Source organism: Microbacterium sp. EG9 (assembly GCF_059759475.1).
Genome location: NZ_CM186217.1, coordinates 3,017,330 through 3,033,659, shown reverse-complemented (window position 1 = coordinate 3,033,659; position 16,330 = coordinate 3,017,330). Strand labels below are relative to the sequence as shown.

The window sequence follows — 16,330 nt, the reverse complement described above, 5'->3', positions numbered from 1 at the left end:
GTGTACGAGATCGCGGCCGGTGTCTCCGCAGAAGACATCGGTCGGATCGCACTCGAATCGAACGAGGAAAGAACAATCCACCTGAATGCGGTGATCGCCCGCCGACTCGCGTACGTCCCATACCGGACCTGGGTCGACCATCTCCTTGAGTCAGCGAAAGATGGACGTGCGCAGATTCTCCACGACGGCGGCTACCCGTACGTGTTCTACGCGACCGGCGCCGACATCAAGATCAATTTCGCTGTGTCTGGAAACGAGGAAGTAGCGAACCTCGCAGACGCAACTCGGTACCTGGTGGAGGCGTGGGACCAGAGCTGAACCTGGCCGGGCGGGTGTCTAGCGGAATCTAGCTGTGTCTACCGTTTCCGTAGACCTGATTAGACATAGCTAGAGTTCGTCGAGATCGATCCCGAACTTCTGGGCAAGTTCGGCGAGCGGGATCTCCTCACTGTCGGCGGGACGTTCCCGGACGATGCGGGCGATCTCTTCTTCCTCCGCTGCATCCTCGGCATCCGCGATCGACTCCAGGTCGCCGACAAGTACCTCGATTGACGTGCTTTCCGCGGTCGCGCGGCGCCGGATCTCGGCGGCGGCGTGCGCGAGGGTGTACATCCGCTCCCACGGGTGCTCACCGTGCCGAAAGGTGGAGATTGTGTCGCGCGTATAGCTGCGTTCGTCTCCGGGGACGAGCCAGCGTTCGGAGCCGTCCGAGGCGAGGAAGAAGTCTACGTAGCAGTTCCCGCACGGCATCCGGTAGACGCCTGGTTCGGTGGGGGCGGACTCGGTGTTTCGTTGAATCATGTCGTCGATCGCCTGCTCCCAATCAACCCCGTGATCATCGTGTGACATGCGAAACCCTTCCTAAGCAGAACAGAGCAGTCTGTCACCCGGGCACGGCCGCGTCCACACCCTCCACCGCGACTGCAGCAGAGTCGAACTCGAGGATGTATGCGGACGTGCTGTCGCCTGCTCGTGCTACCCTAAAGTCATCACGATCAGCCCGCTCGCCTCACGGCTCGGGCTGATTTTCTTTGTACCGTGGGCATGATGGTCGAGTACACCAAGCCCTGGCTGTCGGTGGACGCCCAGACCGACAAGCTCGTCAGCCGCGGCATCGAAATCGGCGACCGCACCGAAGCGACGAAGCTGCTCCGAGCGGTGGGGTACTACCGGTTGACCGGCTATCTGTACCCGTTTCGGCGTTCCGAACGATACGAGAGCGACGACGGAAGATCCCGGGTTCGGGTGCTCAACGAGTACCTGCCCGGCACCTCCCTCGCGCATGCCGCCAAGCTGATCGACTTCGACCGCGCACTGCGGATGCTGGTGATGGATGGTGTCGAGCGAATAGAGGTGTCCCTCCGGATGGAGATCGGGTACGTACTCGGCGAGGGGTCCCCGTTCGCGCATCGTGACGCGGACACATTCGTCTCCTCGTTCACCGAACTATATGAGGACCCCGAGACCGGCGAGGAGACGAGCAAGCATCGGGAATGGTTGCGGCGAGTGGACAGTCGGCTGGGCGGGTCGGATGAGACGTTCGTCGCCCATTTCCGGGAGAAGTACGACGGTCAGATGCCGATCTGGGCGCTGACCGAGGTGTTGGAGCTCGGTCATCTCGGTCGGCTCTACGGCGGGCTTAGCAACTCGCGCGCCACGAAGATCGCGCACGCGTACGCGGTGCCTTCCAAACGAGTGATGGCCAGCTGGATTGCCAGCCTCAACTATGTGCGCAACGTCGCCGCTCACCATGCGCGATTGTTCAACCGGAAACTGGTGGTGGCTCCCAGCCGGCCGGGCGTCGGCGTGGTCCCCCTCCTGGACCATCTCCGTGACGAGGAGTCGTCGAAGGCTGTCTACGGCCTCTACAACGCCCTGGCCGTCACCGCCTATCTCCTTCGTTCGATCGACGCCAAGTCTGGGTGGCCGCGGCGACTGGTCACACTCCTGGACACCTTTCCCGCCGCGAAGAACTTCTCGGTCGACGCTCTCGGCGTGCACCCGCGATGGTCGGAGATGGATCTCTGGCGCGAATAGCGACCTCCATCGGTGGCCCGCTCACACTCCCGCTGCCGGAGCGGTGACGCGCGGACGCAGGACGAGACGGGCTGCGCGATCATCCACGCCGCGACATCTCCCCGTGCTTCGCACCCGGTTGCGGGATTCGCGAAGCTAGGCACATGCCGAACACACGACACGCACCGCTATCAGAGGGCGTGGTGACGGCGATCGCCGACGCTCTCGGCGAGACGAGCATCGGGCTGACGGGCTCGGAGATCGGGAGGATTCTGGTGCAGCTGGGTTTCGATGATCCCGGCCCCGACATGACGAAGCGGCATCGCCTCGCGGTCGCGCTGATCAACCAGCAGCGCAAGGACAACGCAAGCAACGGCATCATCCGCTTCGTGGCCGAATCCATGTCCATCGGCCGCTACCTGGGCAGGCAAGAACGATTCGAGGAACTGAGGGATGTCGTAGACCCGGCACTGTCGTTGGCTGGGCTCCGTATCCGAGACGACGGCCGCGTCGCTCGTCTCGGACGCAAGGCGACAACATTCGATGAAGTCGCCGCGCTCACGGGTCGGCTCCTCGCCGAATCACAGCGTCGTGGCGTGCACGACCAAGTCCTCGCATACTGCCGGGAGGAACTGATCCGGCAATCGACCTTCCACGCCGTCTCCGAGGCAGTAAAAGGTGCGTGCGACCGGCTTCGCACCATGACCGGGCTCATCCTGGATGGTTCGGAGCTGATCGATGCGTGCTTTTCGTCGTCCAAGGGCCGGCCGCTGGTGACGATCAACGACTGGGAGACGAAGTCGGAGGCCAGTGAACACACCGGGTTCGCGAACCTCCTCAGAGGGGTGATCGGAACATTCCGCAACCCGACCGCGCACGCACCCCGGGTGGCGTGGCCCGTCAGCGAGCCGGACGCACTCGATGTCTTCTCCACCCTGTCGTACATCCACCGGCGTCTCGACGCGGCCCGCACTCGACGACCCTGAACCGCTGCCACCTACGGTGGAATCGCGGAACTCTTCACCAAATCCAACGGGAACCTACACTGAGCTCTCGGGCGCCGTCCTTCTGCGCGACGGACCGCCAGGGTGAGGGTTCTCGATAGGAGCTGCAATTTCCACCGGCGGCGGGCGGACGGGCTATTCGTTTTGTCCGATGGGTCGTGTGTACCGGCATCTCGGGCTGTTCGTTGCGGCCACGTCGCCGGCATGTCCGACCAGCTTGACGACTACATCACCCGGCCAGGGCTGGGACGTCGGTTTGATGGGTGGTGGCGGGGCGCCACCAGGCGGGCGCTCAACCTTCAAGCCGACGGGACGCGCGGTCAGCGTGTCTGCCGGGGATGGTGAGGAGGGCGACGGAGCCGATCACGATGGCGGTGCCGGTCCAGCCGAGCAGGCTCTGGGTCTCCTGCAAGAGCCCGACGGACAGGACGATCCCGAAGACGGGCACGAGAATCGTCCATGTTGTGAGGATGTCGAGCCGGGACCGTTGCGTCTCCGCGTACCAGGCGACGGTGGTCGCGGCGGTGCCGGCCAGGGACATCCACAGCAGGGAGAGCACGAATCCCGGCGTCCATTCAATGACCGGCGGACCTTCGACGATCGCGGCGGCGACGAGGAGGATCCCGCCGCCGAGCAGCAGCTGCACGGTGGCGACGAGGAACGGGTCGGCGCGCACGGCGCGGCTGATGAGGGTGCCGGCGGTGACGGCGGCGGCGGCGGTGAGGGACAGCCATGCCCCGGTCCCGGCGCCGGCGGGCAGCACGATGAGCAGGAGTCCGGCGAGCCCGGTGAGCATCGCGGCCACCGATCGCAGGGAGGGACGTTCGCGGTAGAGCCACCAGGCGGGCAGCAGGATGAGGACGGGCTGGACGTTGGCCAGCACGGACGCGACGCCCGTTGTCAGGCCGATGGTGCCGCCGAACATGGCGGCGTAGGCGATGGCGACGTTCACGACGCCGAGCACGCCGATCAGCGTCCAACTGCGTACCTCGCGGGGGACGGGCGCGCGGCGGATGACAGTGAGGATCAGCAGAGCGGCACCGGCGACGAGGGCGCGCAGTGCTGCGAGCCACAGCAGCGGCGCATCTTGCAGCCCGACGCTGATCGCGACGAAGCAGGACCCCCACGCGAAGGTGATCCCCAGCATCCGCCACGGGCTCGGCGCCCGCCGTCCGGTGCCGGCCGCGGTGGGGGTGCTCATGCGTCGTCGTCGGGGGGCGGGTTCGTGTGGTCGTGACGGGTCTGTTCACGGTGTCGTCCGTGGCCTCCGTGTCCGCGGTGGCTGAACAGGTGCAGCAGGGCGATCACGATGATGCCGGCGTAGGGGGCGGCCGCAGCGAGGTGGGTCCAGTGGTCGATGATCAGGTAGATGACGATCCCGGCGACGGCCAGCGCGATGATCACCCAGATCCACACGCGTCCAGCGCGGGGGGCACGGGGCGGCCCGGCGTTCGGGGAGGTCATGACCGCTCCGGGGCGAGGAAGTCCTGCCTCATGCCGAGGGTCGCGTCGGTGAGCCGGATGGAGGCGGCGGGGTCGGTGACGGTGCCGGTGAGGGCGCGGATCGCGTCGACGGTCTCGGGGATGACGATCGCCTCGTTGCACACCTGGTAGGTGAGGTACGCCTCGTCGCCGTCGACGGTGACGAGGTCTTCCCAGACCGCGACCTCCCACATGTCCCCGCGGGGCCGGCCGAGGTCGCGCATCAGCTCGACCGTGGAGTTGAGGGCGACCAGCCCGTCGGACATCCGGATGAACGCGATCCGGGGTGCGGCGCGCAGTGCGTCGAGGACCTCGTCGCGGGATGCGCGGCGGGTCAGCTGCAGGGTCCAGTAGTGGTTATGGGTCTGGGTGTGTGCGCCCTTGGCGGCGATGGTGACCACGTCCAGGTCGGGGAGCACGGTCTTCGCGTCGGGGCCCTGGTGGGAGGGGATGACCGGTTCGGGGACCATCGTGTTCATGATGCCGCCCAGGTGCGATTCCCACGGGTCGGTGGCGCGGCGGATGAGGACCCCGCGGGCGCGCAGCAGCAGCCCGGCGTTTTCGAGCGCGCCGAGGACGCGGACGATGCTGGTGGTGTTGCAGGACACCACCCGGGTCAGGTCCCGGCCGAGCGCGGTGGCGTAGTTGGCCTGGGCGACGAAGGAGTGCCCGGTGGTCGAGTGCGCTTCCCCTCCCTGCACGATCACCTTTACTCCCACCGCCTGGTAGCGGGGCAGGTTTCCGGCGGCGACGTGCTTGGGGGTCGTATCGACGATCACGTCGCTCTGCGCGAGGAGATCGTCGAGGGTTCCCTCGGGGCGGATGCCGGTGTCCACCATGCCGCTGTGCGCGTCGGGGGTGGCGGCGAATACGGGCAGCCGCGGGACGGCGGATTGTATTCGCCAGTCGGTGACGATGTCCGCGACGCCCACCAGGTGCATGTCGGGTTGGGCGTGGACGGCGTCGGCGACCCTCTTGCCGATCACTCCGTACCCGTTGACGCCGACTCTGATCCTGTCCATCTTCGTCTCCTTTCGTGGTGTTCTTGAGCCGTGCGCGGGTCAGGGGCGGGGTCGGCGGCGCCGCAGCGTCCACAGCAGATAGCTGCCGAGGGCGCCGATCGTGCCGGTCCCGGCGCCGATCAGGACGCCTTCCCGGGAGCGCCATTTCGTGTTCCCGCCGACGAGGGTGCCGATCCCGCTGATCAGCGCGGCGGCGATCATTCCCGCGACGACACGGTTGCCGACGCGTTCGGCGCGCCCGACGAGAGGTTCCAGCTCCGTCGCGCGCAGGTGCACCTCGAACCCGCCGTCTTCGAGGAGATGCCGGAGCCGGCTCAGGGTGGCGGGCAGCTCGGTGAGCAGTGCCCCGGTGTCGGCTCCCGCGCGCGCCCATCGCCGGGCCAGAGCCGGCAGGGACAGCTGGGCGCGGGTGAGCTGCTCAGCGTAGGGCTGCAGGGCGTCGAGCATCTGGAAGTCCGGATCCAGCCGCGCCGCGGTCCCTTCGGCCATCATCAGCACTTTGAACAGCAGCGCCGTCTCCTGCGGAAGGTGCAGCTGGTGCTGCTGCAGGATGCCGAGCAGCTGCTGGAGCATGATTGCGAGGCTGATCTCCGACAGCGAACGGCCCCGGTAGCGGGCCGTGAACGCGGTGATCGCCTGCCGCAGCCCTGCCCGGTCGACGACGTCGGCGGTCCGGGAGAGTTCTATCAGGGCGGTGGTGAGGGTGTCCGGGTCGTCGCGGGTGAAGGCGAGCACGATGCCGGCGAGGCCGTCCGTGGTCTGTTCGGTGAGCTCCCCGACCATCCCGAAGTCGATCAGCGCGAGCGCGCCGTCGGGCTGCACGAACATGTTCCCGGGATGGGGGTCGGCATGGAAGAACCGGTTGTCGAACACCATCGTGAGCACGATGTCGGCACCCAGCCGCGCGAGTGCGACCCGGTCGATGCCGGCGGCGTCCAGGCCCTCCAGGTCGTCGATCCGCACCCCGCTCATCCGCTCCAGGGTCAGCACGCGCGAGGTCGTGGTCTCCCCGTGCACGCGGGGAATCCGCACCCGCGCCGCGTGGGCGAACTCCTGCGCGAACCGTTCGGCGTTGCGGGCCCCCTGCAGGTAGTCCAGCTCGGCACGCAGCGTGCGGGAGAACTCCTCCACCAGCCCGGGCAGGTCGTACTGCCGGATGGCATCCCAGCGCCGGTCGGCGCGGTCGGCGAGGTTGCGGAGAATGTCCAGGTCTTCATGCACCTGCGCGACCACGCCGGGCCGGCGCACCTTCACGACGACCTCGGTGCCGTCGTGAAGAGTTGCCGCGTACGCCTGCCCGATGGACGCCGCCGCCAGCGGCACCGGGTCGAACTGGGCGAACACGTGCTCTGGGTCGGCGCCGAGCTCTTCACGGAGCACGTCCCGAATGCCCTCCCACGGTGCCGCGGCGACGTCGTCCTGCAGTTTGGCGAACTCGGCGACCCATGCCGCGGGGAGCAGATCGTGCCGGGTGGAGAGGATCTGGCCCAGTTTCACGAACGTCGGCCCGAGCTCCTCCAACGCGACCCGCACATGCTCGGGGTTCGTGTAGGGGTCCTCCTGCCGGGCGTGTCCGAGGGCGCCGCGGTGGAACGGCACCAAGCCGCCCAGGCCCAGCACGCCGGCCAGGACGCCGAGTCCGTGCCGGCGCAGCACGGCCCCGATCTGCCGGTACCGGCTACTCCCCGCGCCCATCAGCTCACGCCCCTCTCGGCTGGAGTGCCGGCCGATGCTCGTTCGAGGATGAAGTCGACGCGCGCGTCGGGGGCGAGTGCGGGGACGGTGACGACGGGAAAGCCCAGCTCCTGGTACACCAGCCCGAGCAGGTCGTGGATGCGCCGCTGCGCGGCGGGGTCCTCGGTGCGCGCGTAGTCGGACGCCAGCGGGAGCAGGTCAAGCAGGAACACCGTCGCGTACCGGGCGCCGGCCAGCGCGCCCAGCAGGGCGGTGCCGGGGGCGAGGCCGAGGAAGCGGTAGTAGGCGAGCGAGTCCGGCAGAGCACGGTCCAGGAACACGGTCTGTTGCGGGTCGAGGGAGCGTTCCTGCTCGATCTGCATGTCGACGACGGCGCGCTGGAACTCGCTCTGCCGTGCCCGCACCTCCGCGGTGCTGCGCCCGGTGATCCGTTGCAGGTCGATGTAGTGGCGGGCGTGCTCGATCGTGGTCGTGTACCCGCGGCCCCGCAGCAGGTTGACCGTGGTGGTCTTGCCCGAGCTGGGACCGCCCGTCACGACGTGCCAACGGGTGGTCTGTGCGGGCCGCGGCTCCTGGATGCCGGTCATGACCTCACCCTACACCCTGTACCCCTACAGGGTATGGTAGATTGTGGGTGGAGGTGCGAGATGGCACACGGGTATGTGGACAACAAGCCGGCGCTGCTGGCGCGGCTGAGCCGCGCGGAGGGTCAGGTGCGCGGGATCGCGCGGATGATCGACGAGGACGTGTACTGCATCGACGTGCTGACCCAGGTGTCGGCGGCGACGAAGGCGCTGGAGTCCGTCGCGCTGTCGCTGCTGGAAGACCACCTCGCGCATTGCGTCGCGCAGGCGACCGCCGAAGGCGGCCCGGTCGCGGAGGAGAAGCTCCGTGAGGCGAACGCCGCGATCGCGCGCCTCGTGCGCTCCTAACCTCGCCCCACTCACATCGTTCAACGCTCTTGAAGGGAGCACATCATGACCGGACAGGGATTCCAGGACCTCGGACTGCAGGCGACGAGCACCGGCGCGGGGTGCGCGTGTTGCAGCCCCACCTCACACGGCGCGGCAGCCACCGACACCACCGCAGTCCCGGCGACGGGTGACGTTGTGTCGGCGCAGTTCCTGGTGGAGGGGATGACCTGCTCGCACTGCGTGCGCAGCGTGACCGAGGAGGTCTCCGCGATCGACGGCGTCTCCGACGTCGCCGTCGATCTGCGCGCCGGTGGCGTGTCCACGGTGACGGTGTCCAGCGCGACGCCGGTGGATGCGGCGCGGGTGCGGGAGGCGGTGGAGGAGGCCGGCTACAGCCTCGCCTCAGCGTCATGACCACGACCACGGATGTCGATCTGGACATCAGCGGGATGACCTGCGCGTCGTGCGCGACCCGGGTAGAACGGAAGCTGAACAAGTTGCCCGGGGTGGCGGCGACGGTCAACTTCGCCACCGAGAAAGCCCGCGTGCACGCCGAGTCCCCGGTGCCGCTGGAGGAGCTGATCTCGGCGGTCGAGCAGGCCGGGTACGGGGCCTCCGTCCCCGCCCCACCGGCCACCGAAGCCCCCGATGAACAGGCCACGGTGCCGCGGGATGCGGAGTTGGTGTCGTTGCGGCAGCGGCTGATCGTCTCGACGGTCCTGGCGGTGCCGGTGGCGGTGTTGTCGATGATCCCGGTGCTGCAGTTCACCTACTGGCAGTGGCTGACCCTGACCCTTGCGGCGCCGGTGGTGGTGTGGGGGGCGTGGCCGTTCCACCGTGCCGCGGCGATCAACGCCCGCCACGGTGCGGCGACGATGGACACCCTGATCAGCCTCGGCGTGCTGGCCGCGTTCGGCTGGTCCCTCTACGCCCTGTTCTTCGGCGGTGCCGGGATGCCCGGGATGCGGATGAGCGTGACCTTCGTCGGCACCCCGCAGTCCGGCGGCCACGAGGTGTATCTGGAGGTCGCCGCCCTGGTGACGGTGTTCATCCTCCTCGGCCGCTACCTGGAGACCCGCGCGAAGCGGCAATCCGGGGAGGCTCTGCGCGCCCTGCTGGAGCTGGGTGCGAAAGACGCCGTCGTCCTCCGCACAGGTAGCGAACAGCGCGTCCCCGTCGCCCAGCTGGTGCCCGGCGACATCGTGGTGGTGCGGCCCGGGGAGAAGATCCCCGCCGACGGTGTCGTCACCGAGGGTGTCTCCGCGGTGGACGAGTCGATGCTGACCGGCGAGTCCGTCCCCGTCGAAGTCGCCCCCGGCTCGAAGGTGGTCGGAGCGACCGTGAACACCGGCGGCCGACTGCTGGTAGAGCTCACCCGGGTCGGCGCGGACACGGAGCTGGCCCGGATGGCCAGGCTGGTGGAGGAGGCGCAGACCGGGAAGGCGCAGGTGCAGCGCCTCGCCGACCGGGTCTCCGCGATCTTCGTCCCCATCGTCATCGCCCTCGCCATCGTCGCGTTCACGGTGTGGCTGCTGGTCGGCGCCTCCCCGGAGGTCGCGTTCACCGCCGCGGTGACGACGCTGATCATCGCGTGCCCCTGCGCGCTCGGGCTCGCGACCCCGACCGCGCTGCTGGTCGGCACCGGGCGAGGCGCGCAGCTGGGCATCCTCATCCGCGGACCGCAGGTGCTGGAGCAGACCCGCCGCATCGACACCGTGGTGCTGGACAAGACCGGCACCATCACCGCCGGCACCATGACCGTGACCGCCACCCACCCCGCCGCAGGGACCGACGAGACGGAGCTGGTGCAGGTCGCCGGGGCGCTCGAGCACGGCTCCGAACACCCCATCGGCCGCGCCATCACCAACGCGGCCAGCGGCCCGCTCGCGGCAGTGGAATCGTTCGCCGCGGTGGCCGGGCAGGGCGTGCAGGGCATCGTCGACGGCCGCCTGGTCGCCGCCGGCCGCGCCTCCTGGATCACCACCCAATGGGCGCTCCCCATCCCCGCCGAGCTCGCCGACACCATCGCGGCGGACGAGGCGGCGGGAGCGACGGTCACGGTGGTGGCGTGGGACGGGCAGGTGCGCGGGGCGATCAGCGTCGCCGACACCATCAAACCCACCAGCCGTGAGGCGGTCACCCGGCTCCGAGAGCTCGGGTTGACCCCGATCCTGCTCACCGGCGACAACCCCGGCGCCGCCCGCGCGATCGCCAACCAGGCCGGGATCGAGGACGTCCGCGCCGGGGTCACCCCACAGGGCAAGCTCGACACCATCCGCGACCTGCAGGCCGCGGGCCGGGTGGTCGCGATGGTCGGCGACGGCGTCAACGACGCCGCAGCCCTCGCCGCCGCCGACCTCGGGATCGCGATGGGCACCGGCACCGACGCGGCCATCACCGCCGCGGACCTGACCATCGTCTCCGGCGACCTGATGCTGGTCCCGGACGCGATCCGGCTGGCCCGCCGCACCCTGGGCACGATCAAGGGGAACCTTTTCTGGGCGTTCGCGTACAACGTCGCCGCGATCCCGGTCGCGATGCTCGCCCTGCTCAACCCCATCCTCGCCGCCGCGGCAATGGCGTTCAGCAGCGTGTTCGTCGTCACCAACAGCCTCCGCCTGCGCCGCTTCCGCCCCCTGCCCACCCCGACCCGTGCCGGCGCCCCCGCCACCCGAGAGCCCGCGCCCGTCCAGGCCTAACCATCGCTCGAGAAGGAGACACACCATGTCCCACGACCACGACCACTCCGGGCACGACCACACGCACGGGCACGACCATGGAGGACACGAGCATGGTGCGCACGAGCATCACCATCACGAGCCGCCGGCGGGGGCGACGAACCTGGTGACCTGTCCGGTGATGCCCGGCAACCAGGTCGACCCGGCCTGGGCCGAGCAGCGCGGCCTGTTCCGCGACTACCAGGGCAGCCGGTACTGGTTCTGCTGCGCCGAGTGCGGGCCGCTGTTCGACGCCGACCCGGCCCGCTACGCGCACGCCGCCTGACCGGCCAGATAACCCGGTCGGAGATAGAGGGTGGACACGGCGGTCGGGCTGGTGCAGGCGTACCTGCGGGTCAACGGCTACTTCACCGTCGCCGAATACCCCGTGCTGGACGCCACCGGTCCCGGCGGTCCCCGCACCATCACCGACCTGGACATCCTCGCCGTACGGCTGCACCGCGCACCGGGAGCGTCCGGGACCGTCGACGCACCGCTGGACCCGGCCCTGGGTGCCGGGGGCGGAGCGGACATGATCGTCGGCGAGGTCAAGGAAGGCCGCCCGCACCCCAACCCGGCGATGCGGGACCCGGCCGTGCTGGAAGCCGCGTTCACCCGGTTCGGGTGCTGCGCCCCGACCGATGCCGCCCGGCTGGTCGCCGAACTGCTGGAAACGGGACGGACGGTGGCGCCGGAAGGGCACACGATCCGCACGGTCGTGTTCGGCAACCCCACCTCCCCGCCCGGGGTGGGGGCGCCGTGGCACACCGTCCCGTTCGCCCGGGTGCTGCGCTACCTCGAAGACCACCTGAGCGCGCACTGGGGCATCCTCGGCCGCACCCAGATCAAGGACGACACCCTCGCCCTGCTGGCCCTGCGGGAGAAGGCCCACCGCGCCGCGACCGGCGCCTCCCGCCAGGGCACGGACCGGTAGGGCGGGTCATGGCGGGGGAGCGTGTGCACACACAGGGGGAGCCGGTGTGGGTGCGCACCCGTGACGGGCGCGCCCTGTATGCGATGGTGCTGCCGGGTCCCGCCGGGGCCCCCGGGGTGCCGACGGTGGTGTTCGAGGCGGGATCGGCGGCGACCCGCTCCACCTGGGCGTCGGTGCAGACCCGGGTCGCCGCGTTCACGCGGGCCGTGGTGTATGACCGGGCAGGGCTGGGCCGGTCCGCCCCGGATAGTGCAGGGCGCACCCTGGACCGGATTACCGACTACCTGAACGATCTGCTGGACGGCCTCGAGCCGAGCAGCGGGTTCGTGCAGGTGGGGCATTCCGCGGGCGGCCCGATGGTGCTGGTGGATCCGACCGACGAGGCAGCGACCCAGCAGTTCGGTGTGCCGTTCCGGGTCGGGGAGAAGATCGTGATCGCCGTGCCGTGGAGTGGGTGCTGGCACGGGTGGGGTTGCTGGAGCGGTTCTTCCGGTTCCTCGGGGAGGGGATGCCCGAGGATGTGCGGGCGGATCTTCATCGGGAGGCGTTCCAGCCCGCGGTGGTGGTCACCCAGGGTCGGCAGGCGCGCACGTTCCTCACCGAGCTGCACGCCTGGCGCGGCGACCCGCCGGTGCTGCCCGATGTCCCGGTCACCGTCATCTCCGGCAGTCTCGCGGACGGGATGCCGCGACGGGTCCGGGATGCCGCGACCGCCGCCGGGCGGTATCGGGCCGCACGGTCCCGGCAGGGCCGGCACGTGGTCGCTGCCCGCTCCGGCCACTACATCCCCGCCACAGAACCGGACCTGATCGCTGCGGAGATCCGCCGCCTCGTCCTCCCGCCCGTCGGATAGCCCCGGGTTGTCTGGCGGGCATGCCTGGTCAGGCCACGGCAGGGGTGCGTCGCCGCCGGGCGATCGCACCGGTGAGGGCGAGACCACCCAGCCCACCCCACAGGGTGACAGTGGAAACGCCTTGCCCGATGAGGACGGCGAGGGTGAGCCCGGTGCGCAGGTCGGTGTCGGCGATCATCGCCCCGGCCTGTCCGGCGGGCAGACCGGTGAGGGTGCTGCCGTCGGGGCGGATGATCTGGCTGGTGCCGACGGTGGAGACGTTCACCACAGTGCGGCCGGTCTCCACCGCGCGGATTCTGGCGACCGCGAGCTGCTGCAGGTTCTCGTCCGTGCCGCGGAAGTCGGCGTTGTTGGTCTGGAACACCAGCAGCTCCGCGCCGGCGGTGACGCTCTCGGCGATGACTTCGTCGTAGATCACGTCGAAGCAGATCGCCAACCCCACCGGCACACCGCCGACGGTGACCACGGGCAGGTCGGTGCCGTGCGCGTAGTCGCGTTGCAGCAGCCCGACCAGGTCGGGAGCGAGCAGGGTGTAGAACGCGCGGTCGGGCACGTACTCGCCGAACGGCACCGGGTGGCGTTTCGCGTGCGTCTGCACCTGCTCCCGTCGTGGCGTGGCACCGGCGGTGGCCGGGTCCCACAGGAACGACGTGTTGTAGATGTTGCCGCCCGCCGTGGTGGCCGCGTTCGCCAGCAGCGGGGCACCTGCCCGGGTGCTGATGCCGGTGAGATACTCGGCCAGCCACGGGGTCTGGAACGGGTCAGCATCCAGCCCTTCCGGCCACACCACCAGATCCACATCCGCGTCGAGCACCGGGCCGGTCGCGTCCCCCTGCGCCCGGGCGATCGCCCCCACGGTGCGCTGGTCGAAGTACCCGGACGGGCCGTTGCCTTGCACCGCCCCGACCCGCATCGTCCCGGCCGGTGTGGTGGGAAACGCCGGGACCAGGACCAGCATCAGGGTGGTGACGGCGGGTACGGCGGCGGGGAACGGGCGACGCCACCGGCCGGTCCGGATGGTTTCGATCGCGGCGGCGACGGTGAAGACCATCAGGAAGGTGAGCCCGCTCACCCCGACCCAGGACACCGTCTGAACGAGGGGGCTGTCGGCTTGGGTGATCCCGAGCCGCGCCCACGGCAGCCCCCCGTACGGCCAGGCGCCCAGCAGCACCTCCCGGCCCGTCCACAACGCGGCCACCAGGCCCGGCAGCAGGAGCAGGCGTCCGACCGGGCCGGGGGCGGCGCGCGGCACCCACCGGTAGGCGAGTGCCAGCGGGATGATCCCGACCGCGGTCAGGGTCCCTTCCACCACGGTCAGTGCCGCCCACGGCACCGGCCCGAGATACCGGGTCGTCCAGGACACCAGCAGCCCGAAGAACAGCAACCCGAACACCGCCCCGGCCGCCACCGCCCCCCACACGCTCCGGCCGATCAGGGCGAGAAGCAGCAGCCCGGTCGCGGCGAACGCGGCCGGCCAGAATCCCACCTCCGGGTAGGCGAGATCCATCAGCACCGCCGCGGCTGCCGCGACCGGCAACGCCATCGCCAACGGCATCACCGCCCGGGCGCGGCGGTTCGGCGGGGTGGGTTGGGGGCGTCCGTGCGGGTCCTGGAGGGTCGTCGGGGTGGCGGTCATGGCCGGTCCGCGATGGTGCGGGCGATTACGGCGGCGTCCCGGGACACCCCGGCGAGGGTGTCCGCTCCGGGGCGGCTGTGGGCGGGGATCCCGGCGACGAACAAGCCCGGCAGCCCGGTCATCGCCGGGCGGGACCGGGCTGCGGTCGCCTCGGCGGGGAGCCAGTCGTCGCCGGGGTCGTACCCGGTGGCGAGGATTACCGAGTCCGGGGCGAGGGTGCTGCCATCGGCGAACGTGACCTGCCCGCCGTCCGCGCCGGTCACCGCCGGGGCGACCGCCACACCCGCGTGACGCAGCGCATGGTAGCTGTCGCCGAACACCGGCTGCACGGCGGGTGGGCGACCCAGCCAGGACGAGCCTGCCCGGGCGTGGACGGGGAAGGTACGGGCGGGTCGGTGCGGCCGTCGGGTGCGGACCGCGAGGGTGACCTCGTGGGAGGCGGACAGCTCTCGCGCCAGCTGCACCCCGCTGTTCCCTCCGCCGACGATCAGCACCCGCCCGGTGGGCACCTGCCGGGGGAACTGGTAGTGGGCACTGTGCAGCACCACCCCGGGCACCCGCAGCTGCTGCGCCCACGCAGGGATGCGGGGGTGGGTGGCGGCGCCGGTCGCGCACACCACGTTGCGGGTCTGCACGTCGCCCTCCGCGGTCTGCAGCTGCAGCACCGACCCGTGACCGCGGCGTTCCACCCCGACCACACGCAACCCCCAGAACGGGTCCACCCCCAGGGTGTGCTGCACCCGGTCCAGGTAGTTCGCGATCTCATCGGCCCGGGGATGCTCGTGCGGGTCCAGCGGCAGCGGCCGGAGCGGAAGCGTGCTGTGGCGGGCGTCGGACAGCAGCCGCATCGAATGCCACCGGGACGCCCAACTGCGTTGCCGGTCCGTGGCGGCGTCGACGACCACGAACTCCTGCTGCGGCCGGAACCCCAACCCGATCAGCGCGGCGGCCACCGCGAGCCCGGCCTGCCCGGCCCCGACGATGATCGCCCGCCGATGCGTCAACCCCGACCGCATCACCACCCCCTCCCCGCACAAGAGGGCCGGGGCGGGAACGGACGGAGGATGATCGCGCCGGCGCCGCGGCGGGACGGGGCCGGACGGGGCCGAGCGGGGCCGGGTGGGCGGCGGTGACCGGCCGCAGCCGTCGGCACCGGACCGGCGACGGGGGCCGCCGTGATACGGGTCGTCAAGACATTCTCCAAACCTAGAAATCGGCATCACACAGCGCCCGCACACGGGCGGGCGGGAAGACGCCGCCCATGGGTGGGCGGCATGCCGGATCTCAGGTTCGGGAAATCGACAACAGCAGCAGTGAGGGCGCGGCCGGACGCCGCGACACGGGCACCGGCACCAGCAGCGGCGCGCGCACCGGACGGGATACCCGCAGTATCCGCAGCCGGCCCTGGAGCCGGGAAGCCGTCACGGCCGCCAGTACCAGCAGCGTGCACACCACCCCGATCAGGCACCCCCACGCCCCGGACGCATCGACGGACACCCCCGCAGAGGACGACGCCGTCCGGCCCTCCACCGGTGCCCCCGAGTCTGGGGTAGAGCCGGTCGCGACGGGGGAGCCCGCACTGGTGTCGGCGTGCGCGTCAGCCGTGGTGTGGGAGGTGGTCCAGCCGCCGATGATGAGCACAAGTGCCAGGCCCAGGATGGTCAGCAGCCGCCCCGACCACCACCCCGCCGCGATGACCCGGTCGGGCCGGGATCGGGGGTCGCGGGGCATAGTCCCTCACTGTACCAATCCGACCTTTGCGTCTCCCGGATCTCGCCCGGCCGCAGGCCTTCCACGCCTTCGCCGACAGAGCAGCCACATCGCGTCCACCGGCACGTCGTTCTCGATTATCGGCGAACGACGTCCGTCTCCTGAGCGGAAGGATCAGTGCCCTCGGGGTGCCGTGGTGTCGGTCAAGGCGGGCAGCAGGATCGCCGTGACGCCGTCGGGGTCGAGTCTGCCGGTGCGGACTTCTTCGGCGGCGCCGTTGAGGACGGCACGGGTCGCTGAACTCCGCCGCGATCGTCTCGGCTGCGTCAGGTTCGCCCCACCGGGCA

Annotated in this window: 18 protein-coding genes; 9 read left to right on the top strand and 9 right to left on the bottom strand. The window is 70.3% G+C overall.

Annotated features, from left to right (window positions below; translation table 11 throughout):
- Entirely contained in the window at nt 1–318 is a 318-nt protein-coding gene (locus tag AC6CQV_RS14265; RefSeq protein ID WP_156454719.1) for a hypothetical protein, read from the top strand.
- Nucleotides 319–387: 69 nt separating this feature from the next.
- Here AC6CQV_RS14265 and AC6CQV_RS14260 read toward each other — a convergent pair whose 3' ends face one another.
- Nucleotides 388–849, bottom strand: a complete 462-nt coding sequence (locus AC6CQV_RS14260; protein ID WP_056518829.1) for a hypothetical protein — start codon at nt 847–849, stop codon at nt 388–390.
- Nucleotides 850–1,047: 198 nt separating this feature from the next.
- On the opposite strand from AC6CQV_RS14260, the gene AC6CQV_RS14255 reads away from it, so the two are divergent.
- Nucleotides 1,048–2,037 carry an Abi family protein gene (locus AC6CQV_RS14255; protein WP_056207437.1) on the top strand — a complete coding sequence of 330 codons (990 nt, stop codon included), beginning with the start codon at nt 1,048–1,050 and terminating at the stop codon, nt 2,035–2,037.
- Between the two features lie 179 nt (nt 2,038–2,216).
- Nucleotides 2,217–3,002 (top strand): TIGR02391 family protein, encoded by a 786-nt coding sequence (locus tag AC6CQV_RS14250; RefSeq protein ID WP_412923049.1) that lies wholly within the window; start codon nt 2,217–2,219, stop codon nt 3,000–3,002.
- A gap of 310 nt (nt 3,003–3,312) precedes the next feature.
- On the opposite strand, the gene AC6CQV_RS14245 is transcribed toward AC6CQV_RS14250, so the two are convergent.
- From AC6CQV_RS14245 to AC6CQV_RS14225, 5 genes are read right to left on the bottom strand one after another with little or no spacing between them, the layout of a single operon-like run.
- Nucleotides 3,313–4,221 (bottom strand): DMT family transporter, encoded by a 909-nt coding sequence (locus AC6CQV_RS14245; protein ID WP_498259819.1) that lies wholly within the window; start codon nt 4,219–4,221, stop codon nt 3,313–3,315.
- Nucleotides 4,218–4,484 carry a DUF2933 domain-containing protein gene (locus AC6CQV_RS14240; protein WP_375236790.1) on the bottom strand — a complete coding sequence of 89 codons (267 nt, stop codon included), beginning with the start codon at nt 4,482–4,484 and terminating at the stop codon, nt 4,218–4,220. The genes AC6CQV_RS14245 and AC6CQV_RS14240 overlap by 4 nt, the downstream gene beginning before the upstream one ends.
- Entirely contained in the window at nt 4,481–5,524 is a 1,044-nt protein-coding gene (locus tag AC6CQV_RS14235; RefSeq protein ID WP_498259818.1) for a type II glyceraldehyde-3-phosphate dehydrogenase, read from the bottom strand. The genes AC6CQV_RS14240 and AC6CQV_RS14235 overlap by 4 nt, the downstream gene beginning before the upstream one ends.
- Before the next feature lie 39 nt (nt 5,525–5,563).
- On the bottom strand, nt 5,564–7,219 hold the full coding sequence (locus AC6CQV_RS14230) for an ABC1 kinase family protein (RefSeq protein ID WP_498259817.1): 1,656 nt from the start codon (nt 7,217–7,219) through the stop codon (nt 5,564–5,566).
- Entirely contained in the window at nt 7,219–7,806 is a 588-nt protein-coding gene (locus AC6CQV_RS14225) for an AAA family ATPase (RefSeq protein WP_036286077.1), read from the bottom strand. Before AC6CQV_RS14225 ends, AC6CQV_RS14230 begins: the two co-directional genes overlap by 1 nt.
- Before the next feature lie 60 nt (nt 7,807–7,866).
- Between AC6CQV_RS14225 and AC6CQV_RS14220 the strand changes: the two genes are divergently transcribed.
- From AC6CQV_RS14220 to AC6CQV_RS14195, 6 genes are all read left to right on the top strand, one after another.
- Entirely contained in the window at nt 7,867–8,151 is a 285-nt protein-coding gene (locus tag AC6CQV_RS14220; protein WP_363566410.1) for a metal-sensitive transcriptional regulator, read from the top strand.
- 45 nt (nt 8,152–8,196) lie between these two features.
- On the top strand, nt 8,197–8,547 hold the full coding sequence (locus tag AC6CQV_RS14215; protein WP_498259816.1) for a heavy-metal-associated domain-containing protein: 351 nt from the start codon (nt 8,197–8,199) through the stop codon (nt 8,545–8,547).
- The gene (locus AC6CQV_RS14210; protein WP_344227050.1) at nt 8,544–10,832 is read left to right on the top strand and encodes a heavy metal translocating P-type ATPase; all 2,289 of its coding nucleotides are present in this window, start codon (nt 8,544–8,546) and stop codon (nt 10,830–10,832) included. The genes AC6CQV_RS14215 and AC6CQV_RS14210 overlap by 4 nt, the downstream gene beginning before the upstream one ends.
- 25 nt (nt 10,833–10,857) lie before the next feature.
- Nucleotides 10,858–11,136, top strand: coding sequence for a YHS domain-containing protein (locus AC6CQV_RS14205; RefSeq protein ID WP_005049577.1), 279 nt, complete (start codon nt 10,858–10,860; stop codon nt 11,134–11,136).
- Between the two features lie 30 nt (nt 11,137–11,166).
- Entirely contained in the window at nt 11,167–11,784 is a 618-nt protein-coding gene (locus AC6CQV_RS14200; RefSeq protein ID WP_498259815.1) for a hypothetical protein, read from the top strand.
- A 445-nt stretch (nt 11,785–12,229) separates the two neighbouring features.
- Nucleotides 12,230–12,637: a hypothetical protein gene (locus tag AC6CQV_RS14195; RefSeq protein WP_498259814.1), complete on the top strand. Its 408-nt coding sequence runs from the start codon at nt 12,230–12,232 to the stop codon at nt 12,635–12,637.
- A gap of 28 nt (nt 12,638–12,665) precedes the next feature.
- Here the strand turns inward: AC6CQV_RS14195 and lnt are convergent, their stop codons facing one another.
- The 3 genes from lnt to AC6CQV_RS14180 form a co-directional block, all read right to left on the bottom strand.
- On the bottom strand, nt 12,666–14,273 hold the full coding sequence (lnt, locus tag AC6CQV_RS14190; RefSeq protein ID WP_498259813.1) for an apolipoprotein N-acyltransferase: 1,608 nt from the start codon (nt 14,271–14,273) through the stop codon (nt 12,666–12,668).
- Complete coding sequence (locus tag AC6CQV_RS14185; RefSeq protein ID WP_498259812.1) at nt 14,270–15,289, bottom strand: flavin-containing monooxygenase; 1,020 nt, start codon at nt 15,287–15,289, stop codon at nt 14,270–14,272. The genes lnt and AC6CQV_RS14185 overlap by 4 nt, the downstream gene beginning before the upstream one ends.
- Nucleotides 15,290–15,557: 268 nt before the next feature.
- The gene (locus AC6CQV_RS14180; RefSeq protein WP_036286063.1) at nt 15,558–16,004 is read right to left on the bottom strand and encodes a hypothetical protein; all 447 of its coding nucleotides are present in this window, start codon (nt 16,002–16,004) and stop codon (nt 15,558–15,560) included.
- Nucleotides 16,005–16,330: the final 326 nt, after the last annotated feature.